Genomic DNA, 16,244 nt, shown 5'->3' on the forward strand with positions numbered 1-16,244 from the left:
TTTCTCAATCATGTCCATCGCAACGTTAACCATTGATGACAAGCAGGTCAGTGTAGCCGTAGAGACCACCGTGCTCGAGGCGGCGCATGAAGTCGGCATCAAGATTCCCACGCTCTGTCACCTGAAAGGGGTTGATGATGTGGGGGCCTGTCGGCTTTGCCTCGTCGAGGTCGAAGGGATTCCGAAACTGCTTTCCGCCTGCACCACGACCGTGCGCGAAGACTGGGTGGTTCACACCGAAAGCGAACGGCTGAGGAACTATCGCAAGATGACGGTTGAGCTGCTTTTCGCCGAGCGCAACCATGTCTGCGCCGCCTGCGTGGCGAACGGCCATTGTGAGCTGCAGACGATGGCCTACTCGCTGGGTATCGATCATGTGCGCTTCGACTACTGCTATCCGAAGTGGGGCATGGACATGAGTCACCCGCTCTTCGGGATGGATCACAACCGCTGCATTCTCTGTACCCGCTGCGTCCGCACCTGCTGGCACATCGAGGGAGCGGGAACAAAAAACGTTGCTGGCCGCGGTGGCGATTCCCACATCATCACCGACATGAACGAGGACTGGGGCGACTCCGCGACCTGTACTTCATGCGGCAAATGTGTTCAGGCCTGCCCGACCGGGGCCTTGTTCCAGATCGGCGTGACTGCCGGAGAAATGGAGCGCGATCCGAGTCGGCTCAACGACATCGTCACTGCAAGGAGGAAAAAGGAATGGAACGTGTAAGACTCGCTACGATCTGGTTCGGTGGATGCTCCGGATGCCATATGTCTTTTCTCGATCTCGACGAGTTTCTGATCGATGTGCTCGAAAAGGTGGAGATCGTCTACAGCCCGATCGTCGATGTGAAGGGGTATCCGGAGAACGTCGATATCTGCCTGATCGAAGGCGCCGTCTGCAACGAGGACCACGTCGAAATGGCGCACAAGATCCGCAAGCGGACGAAGATCGTTTGTTCCTTCGGCGACTGTGCCGTGACCTCAAATGTCTGCGGCATGCGCAACGCGCTCGGTGGTCCCGAGGTGCCGCTGGAGTATGCCTATGTCGACCTCGCAGATACCCGCAAGGGCATTCCCTGTGAGCCGGGCATCGTGCCGAATCTTCTCGAAAAAGCGGTGCCGCTTCACGAGGTGATTCCGGTCGATAAATTCCTGCCGGGTTGTCCGCCCTCGGCCGCCGAGATCAGGGCGCTGATACTCAATCTTCTTGGAGCTGGCGAGCCGCTTTCCGGAGAGCAACTCAAGTTCGGCTTAGGTCATTCATTTTCAAACCCCATCATCCATGTCCAAGCGAATCGTCATAGACCCGGTGACCCGGATCGAGGGTCACGCGAAGATCAGCATTTTTCTCGATGATGAGGGCAAGGTCAGCGATGCCCAGTTCCACGTCGTGGAGTTCCGCGGATTCGAGAAATTCTGCGAAGGCCGGATGCTTTGGGAAATGCCGGCGATCACCGCGCGGACCTGTGGCATCTGTCCGATCAGCCACCTGCTTGCTTCGTCGAAGGCCAGTGACGAGATACTGGCGGTCGGCGTGCCGGTCGCAGCGGATAAGCTCCGCCGCTTGATGAACCTCGGACAACTTACCCAGAGCCACGCACTGAGTTTCTTCCATCTGAGTGCCCCGGACTTTTTGATCGGCTGGGATGCGCCGGTGGCGAAACGCAACATCGTCGGCATCATTCAGGAAAACCCCGATCTGGCCCGCGCGGGCATCCGCCTTCGCCAGTTCGGACAGGAAGTGATCGAGTTGCTTGGTGGGAAGAAGATCCACCCCTCATGGGCGGTTCCCGGTGGGGTTCGCAGTGGTCTCACCGTTGAAGCGCGGGATCAAATCGTGTCGAAGCTTCCCGAGGCTTTCGCAACCACCAGGGTCGCGCTCGATCTGTTCAAGGGGCTGATCAGGAAGAGCGATGAAGAAGTACAGAACATCGGCAAGTTTGACTCGCTGTTCATGGGTCTGGTCGGCTCCAATGGTGAATGGGAACACCACGGTGGGCTGCTGCGTTTCAGCGACAGCAAGGGTGAAATCATCGCCGACAAGATCAGCGCTCAGGACTACAAGGACCACATCGGGGAAGCGGTGCAGAATTCATCCTATCTGAAGTCGCCCTACTACAAGCCGATGGGCTTCCCGGACGGCATGTATCGGGTCGGTCCGCTGGCGCGGCTGAATGTCTGCGATTTCATGGGCACGCCACAAGCCGATGCCGAGCTCGAGGAGTATCGGGCGAATTGGGGCGGTCGTGCGGTGACATCCTGCTATCTCTATCACTATGCGCGCCTGATCGAAATCCTCTGCTGTCTCGAAAAGATCGAGAAGCTGATGGATGATCCCGATCTTTTTTCGAAGCGGCTGCGTGCGGATGCGGGGATCAACAACCTGCGCGGTGTCGGGGTCAGCGAAGCACCGCGAGGGACGCTTTTCCATGACTACACCGTCGATGAGAACGGCGTGATCCAAGCGGTCAACATGATCATCGCGACCGGGCAGAACAATCTGGCGATGAATCGCTCGGTTTTCGAGATCGCGAAGAAGTATGTGACCGGTCCGGAGATTCCCGAAGGCGTGCTGAACCGCGTCGAACACGGGATCCGCAACTTTGATCCGTGCTTGAGTTGTTCGACGCATGCCGTCGGCAAGATGCCGATGAAGGTGCGTCTGTTGGGTCCCGGTGGGCAGGTGCTTGACGAGCTCACGCGCGATGGATGAGCTCAGGGATCATGCGCACTCTTCTGATCGGTTATGGGAATTCCCTGAGGAGTGACGATGGCGCTGGACCGGAAGTCGCACGACGGGTGGCGGAGCTTGGGCTGTCCGATTTGGAGGTCATCGAAGTGCATCAGTTGCTGCCCGAGCACGCCGAACGGATTTCGCATTTTGAGCGGGTGGTGTTTGTCGATGCCAGTACCGAGGAGGACCTCGACAAGGTCTCCATGACCAAGGTGAAGGCGTCGGCTGGCGTGCCGGGTGATCCGCACGCCAGTGATCCGGCGGCCTTGTTGGGTTGGTCCGAACGGCTCTTTGATGGGCAGGCTGAGGCGTGGTTGATTCGGCTTCCCGGCGTGGATCTCGGACTGGGAGAGGGCTTTTCGGAGACGATGGCGGAGGCGATTCCCGTGGCTGTTAGACTGATTCGCGGTTTGTGTGAATCGCGAAGCCGTTTGCGATGCGTGATCCGGGGAATGGTGCAGGGCGTCGGCTTCAGGCCCCACGTGCATCATCTGGCGGAGGAACTCGGGCTTGCGGGATGGGTCTGCAACACCGGCGAAGGCGTGGTGCTCGAAGTCGAGGGCGGGGAGGCGGTGCTTCGTCAATTCCTTGTCAGGATCGAGCCGGAAAAGCCGGCCCATTCGGTGATCACCGGGATGGAGTCGAGCTGGTTGGAGCCGATGGGATTCTTGGGTTTCGAAATCCGGCCAAGTCCGGCAGGAGGGCCACGGACCGCGATGGTCCTGCCTGACATTGCGACCTGTGACGCGTGTCTCGACGACATCACCGACTCCTCGAATCGACGTTTTGCCTATCCGTTTACCAACTGCACCCATTGTGGTCCCCGCTTCTCGATCATCGAAGGGCTTCCTTATGATCGCGCAGGGACTTCAATGAAGGGCTTCGAAATGTGTGAGGCGTGCCGGACGGAGTATGAAGATCCCCATGACCGGCGCTTTCATGCCCAGCCAAACGCCTGCCCGAAATGCGGTCCGCGTCTGGAATGGCTTTCGTCGTCCGGGGAATCCCTGGCAATCCGTGGAGAAGCGCTCGATTTCGCTCTAACAGCACTACGCGATGGACTGGTGGTGGCGGTCAAGGGGCTTGGTGGGTTCCACCTGATGGCCCGTGCCGATGATGAAGCGGCGGTGGAACGTTTGCGCGAACGGAAACGTCGGTGGGCGAAACCGTTTGCCCTGATGATGACATCGTTGAAGGCGGTTGGGGAAGTTTGCCACTGTTCGGAAATGGAGGCGCGACTACTGGTCTCGCCGGAGGCTCCGATCGTGTTGTTGGATCGTCTGGAAAAGACTCCAGGTATCGCTGAGGCGGTGGCACCGGGTGCGCCGCAGCTCGGAGTGATGTTGCCGTCGAATCCCCTCCACCATTTGTTGATGCGCGGGCTGTCGTTCCCGGTGGTCGCGACCAGCGGGAATCTCAGCGACGAGCCGATCTGCACCGACAACGACGAAGCACTTCGCCGTTTAAGTGGGATCGCGGACGGGTTTCTCGTCCATGATCGCCCGATCATTCGGCATGTCGATGACTCGATCGTGCGCGTGCTGATGGGGCGAGAGATGGTTCTCCGCCGGGCTCGCGGATACGCGCCGATGCCGGTGCCGATCGAGGGCCTTGAACGCCCCGTGTTGGCGGTCGGCGCGCACTTGAAGAGCACCGTGGCGGTGGCGGATCGCGGTCGCATCTTCGTCAGCCAACATCTGGGCGATCTGGAAACCGAGGCCGCCAGTGATGCACATCAGCGGGCGATCAGAGACCTTCAGAGGCTGTTCGATATTGCGCCGTCCGTGGTGGCGGCGGATCTGCATCCGGACTACATTTCGACGCGTCTCGCCGAGGACTCCGGGCTGCCGCTGGTTCGGGTGCAGCACCATTACGCACACGCACTCGCATGCCTGGCTGATAATTGTCTAACAGGTCCAGCTCTCGCGGTGGTTTGGGATGGCACGGGATACGGTGGTGACGAGACAATCTGGGGTGGGGAGTTTCTGGAAGTGACGGATGATGGTTTCGAGAGGGTCGCTCATTTGAGAAAATTCCCGCTTCCCGGTGGCGATGCGGCGGCGCGCGAACCGCGAAGGTCACTCACGGGGATGTTGCATGAAATCGGCGCGATCGAACTGTTGGAAGATCGATTTTCGGCGACCGACCTGAAGGTCGTCATTCGAATGCTCGAGCGGGGTATCAATACCGTGGCCACCAGTAGCGCCGGACGTTTGATCGATGGTTTCGCGTCCTTGCTGGGCATCCGCCAGTCCGTGGGCTTCGAGGCCCAGGCGGCGGTGGAGCTTGAATTCGCCGCAGCCGGGAACCAAGGCGAGGCGATTCCCATGGCAATCATCGGCGACGAACGGCCATGGCAGGTGGACTGGATGCGTTGCCTGATTGAAATCGCGGAGCGTCGTGTGCAGGGTGAGTCGACTGGCCGTCTCGCAGCGGATTTTCACCAGTCGCTGGTTTCGGCGCTGGTCGAGGTGGCGCGGCGGGCCGGGCATGAGAAGGTGCTGCTGACCGGCGGGTGCTTTCAGAATCGACTGCTTCTCCAAGGTGCCGTTGGTGCGCTGAAGGTGGCGGGTTTCAAACCGTTCTGGCATCAGCGCGTCCCACCGAACGATGGCGGCATTTCATGCGGTCAGGTGGTGGCGGCTCGGCGGTCGAAAGGCGGGTGACGCGTCAAGTGGCGAACGCTTGGCATATTGGCTTCCATGCTAGGCAGGAACGCATTCACTCTCTAGTCTTGCGCCATGTGTTTGGCGATTCCTGGCAAGTTGGTTGAGATCGCGGGCAGCGATCCTCTCTGGCGCTGCGGGAAAGTGGATTTCGGCGGGATTCTCAAGGAGGTGAATCTCGGCTGCGTACCCGAGGCTACAGTGGGCGACTACGTTCTCGTTCACGTCGGACTGGCGATCAGCAGGGTCGATGAGGATGAGGCGATGAAGGTCTTTGAGTATTTGAAAGAGATGGAGGAGCTTGATGAACTCGAACCAGCAGGCGAAGAGGCATGAAGTACGTCGATGAGTACCGCGATGGGAATCTGACGAGGAAGCTGGCCGCGGAATTGAAAGCGATCTCTACCCGCCCGTGGAAACTGATGGAGGTTTGCGGCGGACAGACTCATGCGATCGTCAAATTCGGGATCGACAAGCTTTTACCGGAAGGCGTGGAACTCATCCACGGTCCGGGTTGCCCGGTCTGCGTGACATCGCTCGAACTGATCGACAAGGCGCTGGAAATCGCCGCGCGTCCGGAGGTGATTTTCTGTTCATTTGGCGATATGTTGCGGGTTCCCGGAAGCCAGACGGATCTTCTAACCGTCAAGTCGCAGGGGGGAGATGTTAGAATTGTTTACTCGCCGCTCGATGCGGTGAAGCTCGCGCAGAAAAACCCGGATCGGGAAGTGGTGTTCTTTGGGGTTGGATTTGAAACCACCGCACCTGCGACCGCGATGGCGGTTTGGCAGGCATCGCAGCAGAAGGTCGAGAATTTCTCACTGCTGGTTTCGCACGTGCTGGTGCCGCCGGCGATGGAGGCCATCCTTTCGAGCGAAGACAATCAGGTGAAGGGCTTTTTGGCAGCGGGTCATGTCTGCACGGTGATGGGCTATGAGGAATACCTGCCGATGGCGGAAAAGTACCAGGTGCCGATCGTAGTGACCGGCTTTGAGCCGGTTGATATCCTGCAAGGTGTGCTGATGTGCGTGAAGCAGCTTGAAGAGGGTCGGGCGGAATTGGAAAATCAGTATGCCCGGGTGGTGCAGCGTCAGGGTTCTGTTTCCGCACGCGATCTGATCGCAAGGATTTTCAAGGTGATCCCGCGCAAGTGGCGGGGTGTCGGTGAGATTCCCGCCAGTGGGCTGGGACTGGCGGATGAGTTTCTGAGCTACGATGCCGAGCGAAAGTTCGGTGTCGAAATGAAGACCGTCGAGGAACCGGCGGAATGTCTCAGCGGGCTCGTGCTGCAAGGTCGGATCAAGCCGGCCGAGTGTCCGGCATTCGGCAAAAAGTGCACGCCGGAGCATCCGCTTGGGGCGACCATGGTTTCTTCTGAGGGCGCCTGCGCAGCCTACTATCGTTACCGGGGAGCCGAGGTTTGAAATGAGCACACCTTCCACATTTTCCGCGAGCTGCCCGTTTCCGATTGAGGATCACGCAAGGGTCCAGATGGCGCACGGCGGAGGTGGCCGGATGATGGCGCGCCTGATCGATGAAATGTTTCTAGTGGCTTTTGGTGCTCCCGACCCGGGAGAGCGCCACGATTCGGCGGTGCTGGAAGTCGGTGGCAAGCGACTGGCCTTCACCACCGACTCCTTCGTCGTGCGGCCGATGTTTTTTCCGGGAGGCGATCTCGGTAGTCTGGCGGTGCACGGTACGGTGAACGATCTGGCGATGTCTGGCGCTCGCCCGAAGGCCTTGAGTGCGGCCTTTATTTTGGAGGAGGGTCTGCCGCTTGAAGTGCTTTGGCGGATCGTTTCATCGATGGCGATGGCGGCGAAGGAAGCCGGAGTTTCGATTGTCACGGGCGACACCAAGGTCGTCGACCGGGGGAAGGGTGACGGTGTTTTCATCACCACCGCGGGCGTTGGTTGGATCGAGCATGATCGGAAGATTTCACCCGGGCAGGTGAGGGTGGGGGATGCGGTGCTTGTGAGTGGTGACCTCGGCCGTCATGGCATGGCGGTGATGGCCCTGCGCGAGGGTTTGGAGTTTGAGAGCGAAATCACCAGCGATTCGGCAAGCATCGCCGAGCCCGCGCTGGCTCTGATCGAAGGGGGGATCGGAGTCCGTTGTCTCAGGGATCTGACGCGCGGCGGGCTGACCGCAACCCTGAACGAAATTGCCGCTGCCGGTGGTGTGGGTATCGAGGTGGATGAGGTGGCCGTGCCCGTTCGTGGCGACGTCGCGGCAGCCTGTGAACTGCTCGGGCTCGATTCGCTGCAGGTTGCCTGCGAGGGCCGCTTCGCGGCTTTCGTTGCCGATGAAGATGCCGGCCGTGCGCTCGAAATTCTGAGCAATTATGGAGTGAGCCAGGGTGCGAGGCTTGTTGGGCGGGTCATTGAGCGAAGCGAGGGACGCGTGATCCTCGCCAGCCGAATCGGTGCCCGGCGGATTCTCGACCTGCCGGTGGGTGAGCAGCTGCCGAGGATTTGTTGAATGACGGAATCTATCGCGAAGGTTCCCAAGGCCGCCTCCTCTTTTAGGCCAGCTAAGGTTTCGATAGACGACTGGAGCCGTTTTGCGGGATCACTTCATTCATGGGGAGTCGACGGAGTGGCGAGTGTGGGTTAGATCAGGGGCGTGAGTTCATGGGAAACGGCGGTGTCGACGATCGGAGCGTGTCTTGGACAAGGCATCCGTGAGTTCGTGGTTTGTGCGGGAGCACGGAATGCGGCTTTAGTGGAGGCTTTGGTTCAGGCGGAGACGGCGGGGCATGTGACCTTGCGTCGACACTTCGAGGAACGGAGCGCGGGCTTTTTCGCGCTGGGGCGGACCCTGTCGAATGGTGAGCCTTGTGCGGTGGTGACGACCAGTGGCACGGCGGTGGCGGAGTTGCTGCCGGCGATGGTCGAGGCGCACTATCAGGGCCGGCCGCTGGTGGCGATCACGGCAGATCGTCCGGCAAAGTTCCGGGGCAGTGGTGCGCCGCAGGCAATCAATCAGGTCGGAATCTTTGGGGAGCATGCGGGAAGTGGGGATTTTGCGGCATGGAATCGCCGCTCGCCATGGCACCTCAATGTCGAATTGGAAGAGGCTTTCGATTCCGGGGAGTGGGCAGGGCCGGGGCATGTGGCGGCGACGATGCACCCGGTGTGGCCGCGGCTTGCGGTTTCGGGTCTGGCGCGCTGGCTGAAGGACGATCTTTATCGGGGTCTGGTGCTGGTTGTGGGTGGGCTGGATGAGGAGGATCGCGAGGAGGTCTTTCATTTCGCCCTCGATCTGGGAGTGCCGGTGGTGGCGGAGGCGACGAGTGGGCTGCGCGAAGCGCTGGCGGGGCTGGTGCTGCCGGATCCGGATCGGAGCTTTACGGCGGTGCCGCCGGGAAAAATACTGAGACTTGGTTCGGTTCCGAGTGGTCGCTTCTGGAGGGATCTGGAAGAGCTTCCGCAGACGGATGTCTGGAATGTCTGCCGCAGTGGATTTCCAGGACTGGCGAGGGAGTGCCAGACGATCACCGGTAAGGTCGGGCGGGTGATCCGCGCTTTGGGCGAAATCGAGCCGGCGGACGACGCTCTCGACTACCTTCCTAGTAGTTCGCGACGGCTGGCGGAGATTGATGAGCTTTTGGAAGCATATCCCGACAGTGAGCCGGGGTTGGTGCGTGCCATTTCCCACTACGCGGCTCTGGGCTCCGGGGTATTTCTGGGTAACAGCTTGCCGATCCGGGAGTGGAATCTTTTCGCGCAGCGCGACCGTCCGGTGCCGGAGGTGCGGGCGAACCGCGGGGTCAACGGCATCGATGGTCAGATTTCGACATGGCTTGGCGCGAGTGCGGCGAAGGAGGATGCCTGGTGCGTGGTGGGCGATCTAACAGCACTGTATGATCTATCGGCTCCGGCGATGCTGGGTCAGGTGATGACCAAGGGTCGGGTGCTGGTGGTGATTAACAATGGCGGCGGCGCGATCTTCGGTCGGGTGCCCCGTTTGCAGGCGATGGGTCCGCGGGGCAGGGAGCTGATGAGGAACCCGCATGAAGTTTCGCTCGAAGGCTGGGCGGCGATGTGGGGGATGGGCTATGTGAAGATCGAGAGCGTCGATGATTTTGATCACCTCGAGCCGGGAGGAGGGCCGCTGCTGGTTGAAATCAGGCCTTCGGGTTCCGAGACCGTTGCTTTCTGGAAGAAGTGGGACTCGTTGGGCTGAGCTGGAAGTCTTGAAGTAGCGGCCAAAGTCAGGTCCGTAACGAATTGGTTGGCGAATTTCGCTGGTCGGATTAAGTTCCAGCGATTTATGTGCCTTCGCCAATGAGATCGAGTCCGTCAGGTTCCCGCAGTTCTTCCCGTTCCGCCAAGGTGGCCCGATGGGGAGTATTGGGAGTGATGGCATCGCCGCTGATTCGATGGCTTGCCATGCTGATGTTGATCGGGACCTGCTTCCCTCAAGTGGCTGCCGGGCTCTTGGTGCTGGGAAATGGCGAAAGCGATCATGAACTTCACTGTCGTCTCGATGATGGTCGTGTCGAAATCACACTCCATCACCGGAGAGATTTGGTCTCTGTTGCGGGCTCAGTCGATTCCCATCGGCATAGCTTGATCGAGGAGCTATTGATTGGCCGCTGTGTTTCGAATGATGAGCCTGATCATTTTCTTGGTTTTGACCGGCAATCGGTGCTGGTCGATGAAGACGAGTCCCGGATCCAGGAATCAGGCAGCTTGGCTTGTTTCGAGCCTGTTGGCTCTGATGTTATTGTCGTTGATTCGGACTGGATCGGCTCGCCGGTTCTCGGCTGCCGTGAGGAAATCCCAGGTGGCTTGTCGCCGCCGCAGGTGATGCGGCGTGGTGTGGTGATGAGGCTTTGATTCGGGGGAAGAGTCCGGCTGCCGCTTTTGGTTCGGACCCTGCGTGGGCGTGGAGGCGCGGCGTCGTGATGTGCATTTTCGAATGCTTCTCGCATGAGGTGAGAAGATGAAATCGAAAAGCCCTTTGGAATCGATGAACTCGATCCGAATTTTCAGAGCCCGGCCTTATGGGATGAAGCTCTCTTCTCGTGAAATATTTTGGAGTGATGCGATGGATATAATTGCTATGAAAAGATTAATTGGAGCCGCCCTATGCGGCATGTTGATGATGGGAATCGCCGGTGCGGACACCTTAAAGGTGGACAAAACCCGGAGTCGAATTCAAGTGGATGGCAGGTCGACGGGTCATGGTTTTACCGGCACGCTCGAAGAATACACGGCCAGGGTTTCGGGAAATCCGGTGACTTTGAGACCCGATGCCTTCGAGTTGTCCTGGAAGTTCACTGATCTGAAAACCGAGGACGAGAAGCGCGACAAGGAAATGATCAAGTGGCTTGGGGGAGGCTCTCCGACGGGCACGTTCAAGTTCATCAAAACCTGGGAGCAGGATGGGAAGGACTTCGCCCAAGGGACGATTTCGATTCATGGAGTGAGTAAGTTGATCGCTTTTCCCTACACTGTGAAGAAAGATGGAGACTGGGTGAGCATCGATGGAGTCGCGACTCTCGATTACAAGGATTTCGGGCTTCCGATCATTCGTGCGGTCGCGGTGATGACGGTGAATCCGAAGCTGACGGTTCGCTTTCACCTGGTTGGAAAGCTTTAGGATGATCCGATGAAGACTTATGATGTGGCGATTGTTGGAGCATCGATCTCCGGCGCATCTCTGGCAGCCTGTCTCGGGCAGTCGGGACGATCGGTCGCGCTGATTGACAAGGCTTGTTTCCCGAGGCGAAAGGCCTGTGGCGAGGGCTTGTCCAATGTGGCGCTGGACGCGCTCGGACGGATGGGCTTCAAGATGGGAGCGGCGGTCGATTCGGGTCTGCCGTATTATGCTTATCGCCTCGATTTGGGACGGCGATCGTATGAATTTGCGACAGGGCGGGAGCGACGATTGAAAGGGGTGGGTGTCCAGCGGATGATACTTGATCAGGTGCTTCTGGATCGTGCTTCAAGTCTGCCATCAGTCGTCATGTATGGTGGGATGGCGGTCTGCGGAATTGAGCGGGATTCGCAGGGGTGTTCCGTTTCCATGTCGACGGGTGACCGGGTCGTGGCGAAGCAATTGGTATTGGCCGATGGTGCCAACTCGGCCTGTGGGAAGATGCTGGGCATTCCTGTGCGGAGGACGGCTGAGCCATTGTGGGGAATCAGCTTTATTCTTGAGGGTTCCTACAGTCGCTTTGCCGGCGAGGTTGTCGTGATTCTCAAGGATGGCTTCGAGATCAACTGCACCCCAGTGAGTCCGACGCGATTGAATGTGACCTTTCTGACGAAGCGAGAACATGTCAAACGGCTGCAGGATCCTGCTGTGCGCGAAAGGCTTCTGGCGGAGGCAATGCGGAAGACATTCTTTTCAGGACACCCGCTGGAGCCGCCCTTGCAGGTTGGTCCGGTAAGTACGGCGAGGAGGGGCTACGTTTGGAATTCGATCATGATGCTTGGCGATGCGGCGGAGAACCTTGATCCGATCGCGGGCATGGGTATGACCCATGGCGTTCTGATGGCGGAGATCGCGGCGGAGTGCTTGATCTCGATTCATCGGGATGGGGTGGATCCCCAAAAGGCGCTTGTGCGCTATGCCAAGTTGGCCGGGAAAATGAGTCGTTCCTACCGCGGGTTTACACGGTTGACGGCTTCGCTTCTGAGAAGCCCGGCACGGCGTTACCTTTTGCCAGTTCTCTCATCGACCTTCCTGCCCGGAATGGTTCGCTCCGCTCTGGATGATGATCCCGGACAGACATCAGCGCATCCGACGATCTCAAAGAGCGTTCTCCAGATTGCAGGAGTCCAGGCAGGCGCCTGATACTCTAACTTATTTACCATCCGTGGCCTACATCCGACATCTTGAAACTCTGGTTCCTGCTACTCGGTATTCGCAAGAGGAAATCTGCGAAGTGCTGGTGGGTCGTGCGCAGAGTGAGCGATCACGGCGCTACATCAAAAAGGCACTGGGTGAATCAGGAATTGTGAACAGGCATAGCGTGATCACTGATTTCAAGAATGGGGAGGAGCGCTTGTTTACCCATGCAGATGGTTCGTTTCGAGAGCCTTCGACCGGGGAACGGAATGCGGTTTACGTCGGTGAAGTGAGGTCGCTGGTGCCGGAGATTGCTCGCCGCGCGCTGGCGAATTGCCCGGGAATTTCTGCGAATGAGATCACCCACGTGGTGACGGTGTCGTGCACGGGCTTCTTCAATCCCGGTCCGGATCTTCTGGTGATTGAAGCCTTGAATCTTTCTCCAACGGTCCAACGCTATCATCTGGGGTTCATGGGGTGCTACGCGGCATTTCCCGCACTGAGAATGGCGGCCCAGTTCTGTGAGGCCGATCCCTTGGCGGTCGTCCTGGTGGTTTGTGTCGAGTTGTGCACCATCCATATGCAGACGAAGGAGGATCTCGACTCGATTGTTGCCAATTCGGTTTTTGCAGATGGTGCGGCGGCGGCGATCGTCAGCGCGAAAGCGCCAGGTAAGGGTGAACGTTGTTTCGGGATCTCGCGCTTTGCCTCAAGTCTGGTCAGGGAGGGAGCCAATGATATGGCGTGGGATATCGGAGACCAGGGTTTCAACATCGTTCTTTCGAAGTATGTCTCGCGAATCATCGGTGCGGGCATCCGGTCAATCATCGATGGTGTTTTCGCGGGAAGCGGCATGTCACCGAATGAAATGCTGAAGTGGGCGATTCATCCGGGAGGGCGGGCGATCCTGGACAAGGTGGAGGGGAGTCTCGGTCTGCTGCCCGAGCAGGTCGGGGATTCCAGGGCGACGCTTGCGGAGTTCGGTAACATGAGCAGTGCGACGATTCTCTTCGTCCTGAAGCGGATCATCAGGGACCTGGAGACCAAGGATGGGGACCCCATCTGTGCAATGGCTTTCGGTCCCGGGCTCACCATTGAAACCTCGATTCTTCATGCAGTGGTTTCTTAGCAAGGGGAGGATCCCCTTTTTGGTCTTGCTGGGAGCAGTGACGCTGCTGATGGCGTTTCAGTGCCTTCGGTTGGAGGTCGATCAGGACAATCATTCGATGGATGCCGACAATGCCAGTCAGGCAATGTTGGAGGCGGAGTTCCGTCAGGTGTTTGAGGAAGGGGACTCGATCCTCGTTGCGATTCATCGAAGCAATATCCTGGGTTCGGAGGGTCGGGGATTGATTCGGAAGTTGGTCGGGGAGTTTGAGGCCTTGGACGGAGTTCAGCGAGTGACGAGCCTGGTGGATACCGATTTTGTGGTTTCTCCCCATCATCTCGGGCTTTTGATTTCCGAAGATGAAAGCATGAGCACGATTCGATTGGTGCTCGGGGAGTTTTCCGACAATGGCGAGACATTGGCTCAACTCGTGGAGAGGATCGGGAGTATTGCCGACTCTCATGCTGATGAGGAGACAAGGATCGCAGTCAGTGGTTTGCCGATTCAGAAATTCGAGGTTGGGCGACTGGTGCGCAAGGACCAGCGAATGTTTGCTCCGCTGTCGCTGCTCGTGCTTGGGACGGTATTGTTTCTCATCACCCGGCGTCTGTCGGGCATGCTTTTTCCGCTGCTGGTGTCCGTGCTGACGATCTGCTGGACCTTGGGTCTCTATGCATGGACGGGGCACGTGCTCAATATGATCACTTCGTTGCTGCCTCCGGTGATCATGACCTTGTCGGTGGCAACGACGATTCACATTTATCTCGAGTGGTTGGGCAGCGAGGAAACGGATCGTTTCAAGCGGATCGCCGGTGCTGTTCGCAATCTCTACAAGCCTTGCCTCTTTGCCTCTCTAACAACCGCGATCGGATTTCTGAGTCTGCTGTTCAGTTCGACGCCGGCGGTGCGGGATTTCGGGGTATTTGCGGCGATCGGAGTGGGGATTGCGTATGGGCTGGGAGTGGCTGGGCTCGCGGTGGGGCTGAGCTTTATGAATCCACCGCGGGAGGATGGTTTCCATGGTGCCAGAGGGTGGGTGTTTCTCGATCGGCTGCTTCAAACAACAGCGGACGTTTCGGTCAATCATCCTTGGAGAGTCATTCTGGTGACGCTTCTGGTGGCGTGTCTGGGCGTCGTCGGGCTTCGGCGAATCGAGAGCGATACGGATCTCCTTCACTTTCTGGGAGAGGATTCCGAGTTGGTCGCCGATACGGAATTCATAGATGAGCAACTCGCTGGTGTTTCGGCGATCGAGCTGCTCGTCGAGACGGCGGATGGAGTCGGCCTGGAGTCGATTGATCGGCTTGTTGAATTTGAAGAGGCGATCGGAGGACTCGTTGACGTGAGGCATGTGCTGAGCATTGCGGACTTGCTTCCGGATGTTGCAGTGAAGTTGCTGGACGGCGGAGCATCTCTTGCGGACGTGCTCGCCGACTTCAAGGGGAATGAGTTTCTGAGTGAAGATCGGACCAGGTTTCGGCTTAGCGTGTGCACCGATGTGATCGGGACGAAGGATGGTGGGGCGCTTGTGGAGAGGATTCGTCGAGTCGCGGATGAGGAGCTGGGTGCCGATTTTCTGGTGACGCCGGTCGGGGGATTCTATCGGGTGATCACCGAGTCGAATCAATTGGTCGGTTCACAGATCAGAAGTTTTGGCGTCGCGATCCTGCTGATCCTTTTGGCGATCGGGCTTGTGTTCCGGTCCTTTGTTTACACCCTGCTGGCGATTATCCCGAATGTGGTGCCCCTGCTTCTCACGGCCGGGGTGATGGGTTTCTCCGGCATCGCTCTGAGCACCGGAACGGCAATGATTGCCAGTGTGGTGATCGGGATCGCGGTGGACGACACGATTCACTACATCGCTGCCTATCGGAGGACGGTCGTGCGTGATAGGATTGAAGCGATCCGCTACACCACGCGCTCGACGGGATTCGTTTTGCTTTCCACGACGCTGGCGTTGTCCGCCGGCTTTTGGGTGGCACTTTGCGGGAGCTTTCAACCGACCATCTACTTCGCCTGGCTTGCGGGGATGACGATGTGGTTCGCGATTGTCTGCGATCTGTTGGTGCTCCCTTCCATTCTCAGACTGGCTTCGCCCCGCGAGGCAAACCACCAACATAAGGAATCATGAAAACGGAAAAGTTCAGCCTGCGTGCGCATGAGTATCTCGGATCAAGCGAGGGCAAGAAGCTCTTCAACGAGAAGCATTTCGCCGAGTCGGCACCGAGGTATGATCTCGCGACGCGGCTGCTTTCGCTGGGTCAGGATAGGGGATGGAAAAGGAAACTCGTTGCCAGTCTGCCCGATGTTTTGGAGCCGGTTTGTGTCGATGTTGCCTGCGGTACGGGCGATGTGACGTTTTTTTTGGCGGAGCGCTTTGGGAAAGGTGAGTTCATTGGTGTCGATCTGACCCGGGAGATGATCGATCTTGCAAATGAGCGTAACCGGAGTTCGGGAGTTCGTTTTTATTGTGGCGAGATGAGCCGTCTTCCGATGGATGATGGATCGGTGGACATTCTTACGGGAAGTTATGCCATCCGGAATGCGCCGAATCTGGCTGAAGCACTTGCTGAATTTCGACGTGTTCTGAAGCCGGGAGGTGTTTTGGCCTTGCTCGACTTTTCCAAACCCAAGTTGGCGTTTTTCCAAGGTGTTCAGTTTCAGTTGCTCAGATTCTGGGGTGGTCTTTGGGGTCTGGTTCTGCATGGCAACCCCGAAGTACACGGCTATATTTCGAAAAGCTTGCGGAGTTTTCCGGATGCGGAGCGTCTCGAGTCGACTTTTGCCGACTGCGGATTTGAAGTGATTGAGGCCCGAAAGCACTTCGGCGGAATGATGATGCAGTATTTGCTTGGTGGGTGAATTCGCGGGTGTTGCTCAAGCTGCATTGAGGCAGGTCTTGCCCGTATCGGGTTGGGAAGCGATGTTGGGG

Annotated in this window: 14 protein-coding genes and 1 pseudogene; 14 read left to right on the forward strand and 1 reads right to left on the reverse strand. The window is 58.3% G+C overall.

Annotated features, from left to right (window positions below; all coding sequences use genetic code 11):
• The first annotated feature begins 10 nt into the window (after positions 1-10).
• The 8 genes and pseudogenes from hoxU to WBG04_RS14435 all read left to right on the forward strand — a co-directional run bounded on the left by hoxU (position 11) and on the right by WBG04_RS14435 (position 9,588).
• Positions 11-727 (forward strand): bidirectional hydrogenase complex protein HoxU, encoded by a 717-nt coding sequence (hoxU, locus tag WBG04_RS14400; protein ID WP_424315147.1) that lies wholly within the window; start codon positions 11-13, stop codon positions 725-727.
• Positions 715-1,251 (forward strand): annotated as a pseudogene (locus tag WBG04_RS14405) (oxidoreductase); the annotation flags it as partial. The gene hoxU and the pseudogene WBG04_RS14405, both read left to right, overlap by 13 nt.
• Positions 1,252-1,282: 31 nt before the next feature.
• Positions 1,283-2,713, forward strand: a complete 1,431-nt coding sequence (locus tag WBG04_RS14410) for a Ni/Fe hydrogenase subunit alpha (protein WP_424315148.1) — start codon at positions 1,283-1,285, stop codon at positions 2,711-2,713.
• Positions 2,714-2,724: 11 nt separating this feature from the next.
• On the forward strand, positions 2,725-5,400 hold the full coding sequence (gene hypF, locus WBG04_RS14415; protein WP_424315149.1) for a carbamoyltransferase HypF: 2,676 nt from the start codon (positions 2,725-2,727) through the stop codon (positions 5,398-5,400).
• Between the two features lie 75 nt (positions 5,401-5,475).
• Positions 5,476-5,736, forward strand: coding sequence for a HypC/HybG/HupF family hydrogenase formation chaperone (locus tag WBG04_RS14420; RefSeq protein WP_424315150.1), 261 nt, complete (start codon positions 5,476-5,478; stop codon positions 5,734-5,736).
• Positions 5,733-6,824: a hydrogenase formation protein HypD gene (hypD, locus tag WBG04_RS14425; protein ID WP_424315151.1), complete on the forward strand. Its 1,092-nt coding sequence runs from the start codon at positions 5,733-5,735 to the stop codon at positions 6,822-6,824. Before WBG04_RS14420 ends, hypD begins: the two co-directional genes overlap by 4 nt.
• A 1-nt stretch (position 6,825) precedes the next feature.
• Positions 6,826-7,881 carry a hydrogenase expression/formation protein HypE gene (gene hypE / locus WBG04_RS14430; protein ID WP_424315152.1) on the forward strand — a complete coding sequence of 352 codons (1,056 nt, stop codon included), beginning with the start codon at positions 6,826-6,828 and terminating at the stop codon, positions 7,879-7,881.
• A 144-nt stretch (positions 7,882-8,025) separates the two neighbouring features.
• Positions 8,026-9,588 carry a thiamine pyrophosphate-binding protein gene (locus WBG04_RS14435; RefSeq protein ID WP_424315153.1) on the forward strand — a complete coding sequence of 521 codons (1,563 nt, stop codon included), beginning with the start codon at positions 8,026-8,028 and terminating at the stop codon, positions 9,586-9,588.
• A gap of 85 nt (positions 9,589-9,673) precedes the next feature.
• Here WBG04_RS14435 and WBG04_RS14440 read toward each other — a convergent pair whose 3' ends face one another.
• Complete coding sequence (locus WBG04_RS14440; protein WP_424315154.1) at positions 9,674-9,796, reverse strand: hypothetical protein; 123 nt, start codon at positions 9,794-9,796, stop codon at positions 9,674-9,676.
• Here WBG04_RS14440 and WBG04_RS14445 point away from each other — a divergent pair.
• From WBG04_RS14445 to WBG04_RS14470, 6 genes are all read left to right on the forward strand, one after another.
• Entirely contained in the window at positions 9,795-10,244 is a 450-nt protein-coding gene (locus WBG04_RS14445; RefSeq protein ID WP_424315155.1) for a hypothetical protein, read from the forward strand. The two genes, WBG04_RS14440 and WBG04_RS14445, sit on opposite strands and share 2 nt — an antisense overlap.
• Positions 10,245-10,470: 226 nt before the next feature.
• Positions 10,471-11,010 (forward strand): YceI family protein, encoded by a 540-nt coding sequence (locus WBG04_RS14450; protein WP_424315156.1) that lies wholly within the window; start codon positions 10,471-10,473, stop codon positions 11,008-11,010.
• 9 nt (positions 11,011-11,019) lie between these two features.
• Positions 11,020-12,210, forward strand: a complete 1,191-nt coding sequence (locus tag WBG04_RS14455) for an NAD(P)/FAD-dependent oxidoreductase (RefSeq protein ID WP_424315157.1) — start codon at positions 11,020-11,022, stop codon at positions 12,208-12,210.
• 22 nt (positions 12,211-12,232) lie between these two features.
• Positions 12,233-13,333 carry a type III polyketide synthase gene (locus WBG04_RS14460; RefSeq protein WP_424315158.1) on the forward strand — a complete coding sequence of 367 codons (1,101 nt, stop codon included), beginning with the start codon at positions 12,233-12,235 and terminating at the stop codon, positions 13,331-13,333.
• Positions 13,317-15,443, forward strand: coding sequence for an efflux RND transporter permease subunit (locus WBG04_RS14465; RefSeq protein WP_424315159.1), 2,127 nt, complete (start codon positions 13,317-13,319; stop codon positions 15,441-15,443). The genes WBG04_RS14460 and WBG04_RS14465 overlap by 17 nt, the downstream gene beginning before the upstream one ends.
• Positions 15,440-16,174: a ubiquinone/menaquinone biosynthesis methyltransferase gene (locus tag WBG04_RS14470; RefSeq protein WP_424315160.1), complete on the forward strand. Its 735-nt coding sequence runs from the start codon at positions 15,440-15,442 to the stop codon at positions 16,172-16,174. Before WBG04_RS14465 ends, WBG04_RS14470 begins: the two co-directional genes overlap by 4 nt.
• Positions 16,175-16,244: the final 70 nt, after the last annotated feature.

Source organism: Haloferula sp. (assembly GCF_049672945.1).
Lineage (GTDB): Bacteria > Verrucomicrobiota > Verrucomicrobiia > Verrucomicrobiales > Akkermansiaceae > Haloferula.

Excerpts from the sequence above, each read along its gene's own strand:
- hypF (WP_424315149.1), top strand. The coding sequence starts at position 2,725 with ATGCGCACTCTTCTGATCGGTTATGGGAATTCCCTGAGGAGTGACGAT.
- WBG04_RS14420 (WP_424315150.1), top strand. The coding sequence starts at position 5,476 with ATGTGTTTGGCGATTCCTGGCAAGTTGGTTGAGATCGCGGGCAGCGAT.
- WBG04_RS14445 (WP_424315155.1), top strand. The coding sequence starts at position 9,795 with ATGCTGATGTTGATCGGGACCTGCTTCCCTCAAGTGGCTGCCGGGCTC.
- WBG04_RS14455 (WP_424315157.1), top strand. The coding sequence starts at position 11,020 with ATGAAGACTTATGATGTGGCGATTGTTGGAGCATCGATCTCCGGCGCA.
- WBG04_RS14470 (WP_424315160.1), top strand. The coding sequence starts at position 15,440 with ATGAAAACGGAAAAGTTCAGCCTGCGTGCGCATGAGTATCTCGGATCA.
- hypD (WP_424315151.1), top strand. The coding sequence starts at position 5,733 with ATGAAGTACGTCGATGAGTACCGCGATGGGAATCTGACGAGGAAGCTG.
- WBG04_RS14450 (WP_424315156.1), top strand. The coding sequence starts at position 10,471 with ATGAAAAGATTAATTGGAGCCGCCCTATGCGGCATGTTGATGATGGGA.
- hypE (WP_424315152.1), top strand. The coding sequence starts at position 6,826 with ATGAGCACACCTTCCACATTTTCCGCGAGCTGCCCGTTTCCGATTGAG.
- WBG04_RS14410 (WP_424315148.1), top strand. The coding sequence starts at position 1,283 with ATGTCCAAGCGAATCGTCATAGACCCGGTGACCCGGATCGAGGGTCAC.
- hoxU (WP_424315147.1), top strand. The coding sequence starts at position 11 with ATGTCCATCGCAACGTTAACCATTGATGACAAGCAGGTCAGTGTAGCC.
- WBG04_RS14465 (WP_424315159.1), top strand. The coding sequence starts at position 13,317 with ATGCAGTGGTTTCTTAGCAAGGGGAGGATCCCCTTTTTGGTCTTGCTG.
- WBG04_RS14440 (WP_424315154.1), bottom strand. The coding sequence starts at position 9,796 with ATGGCAAGCCATCGAATCAGCGGCGATGCCATCACTCCCAATACTCCC.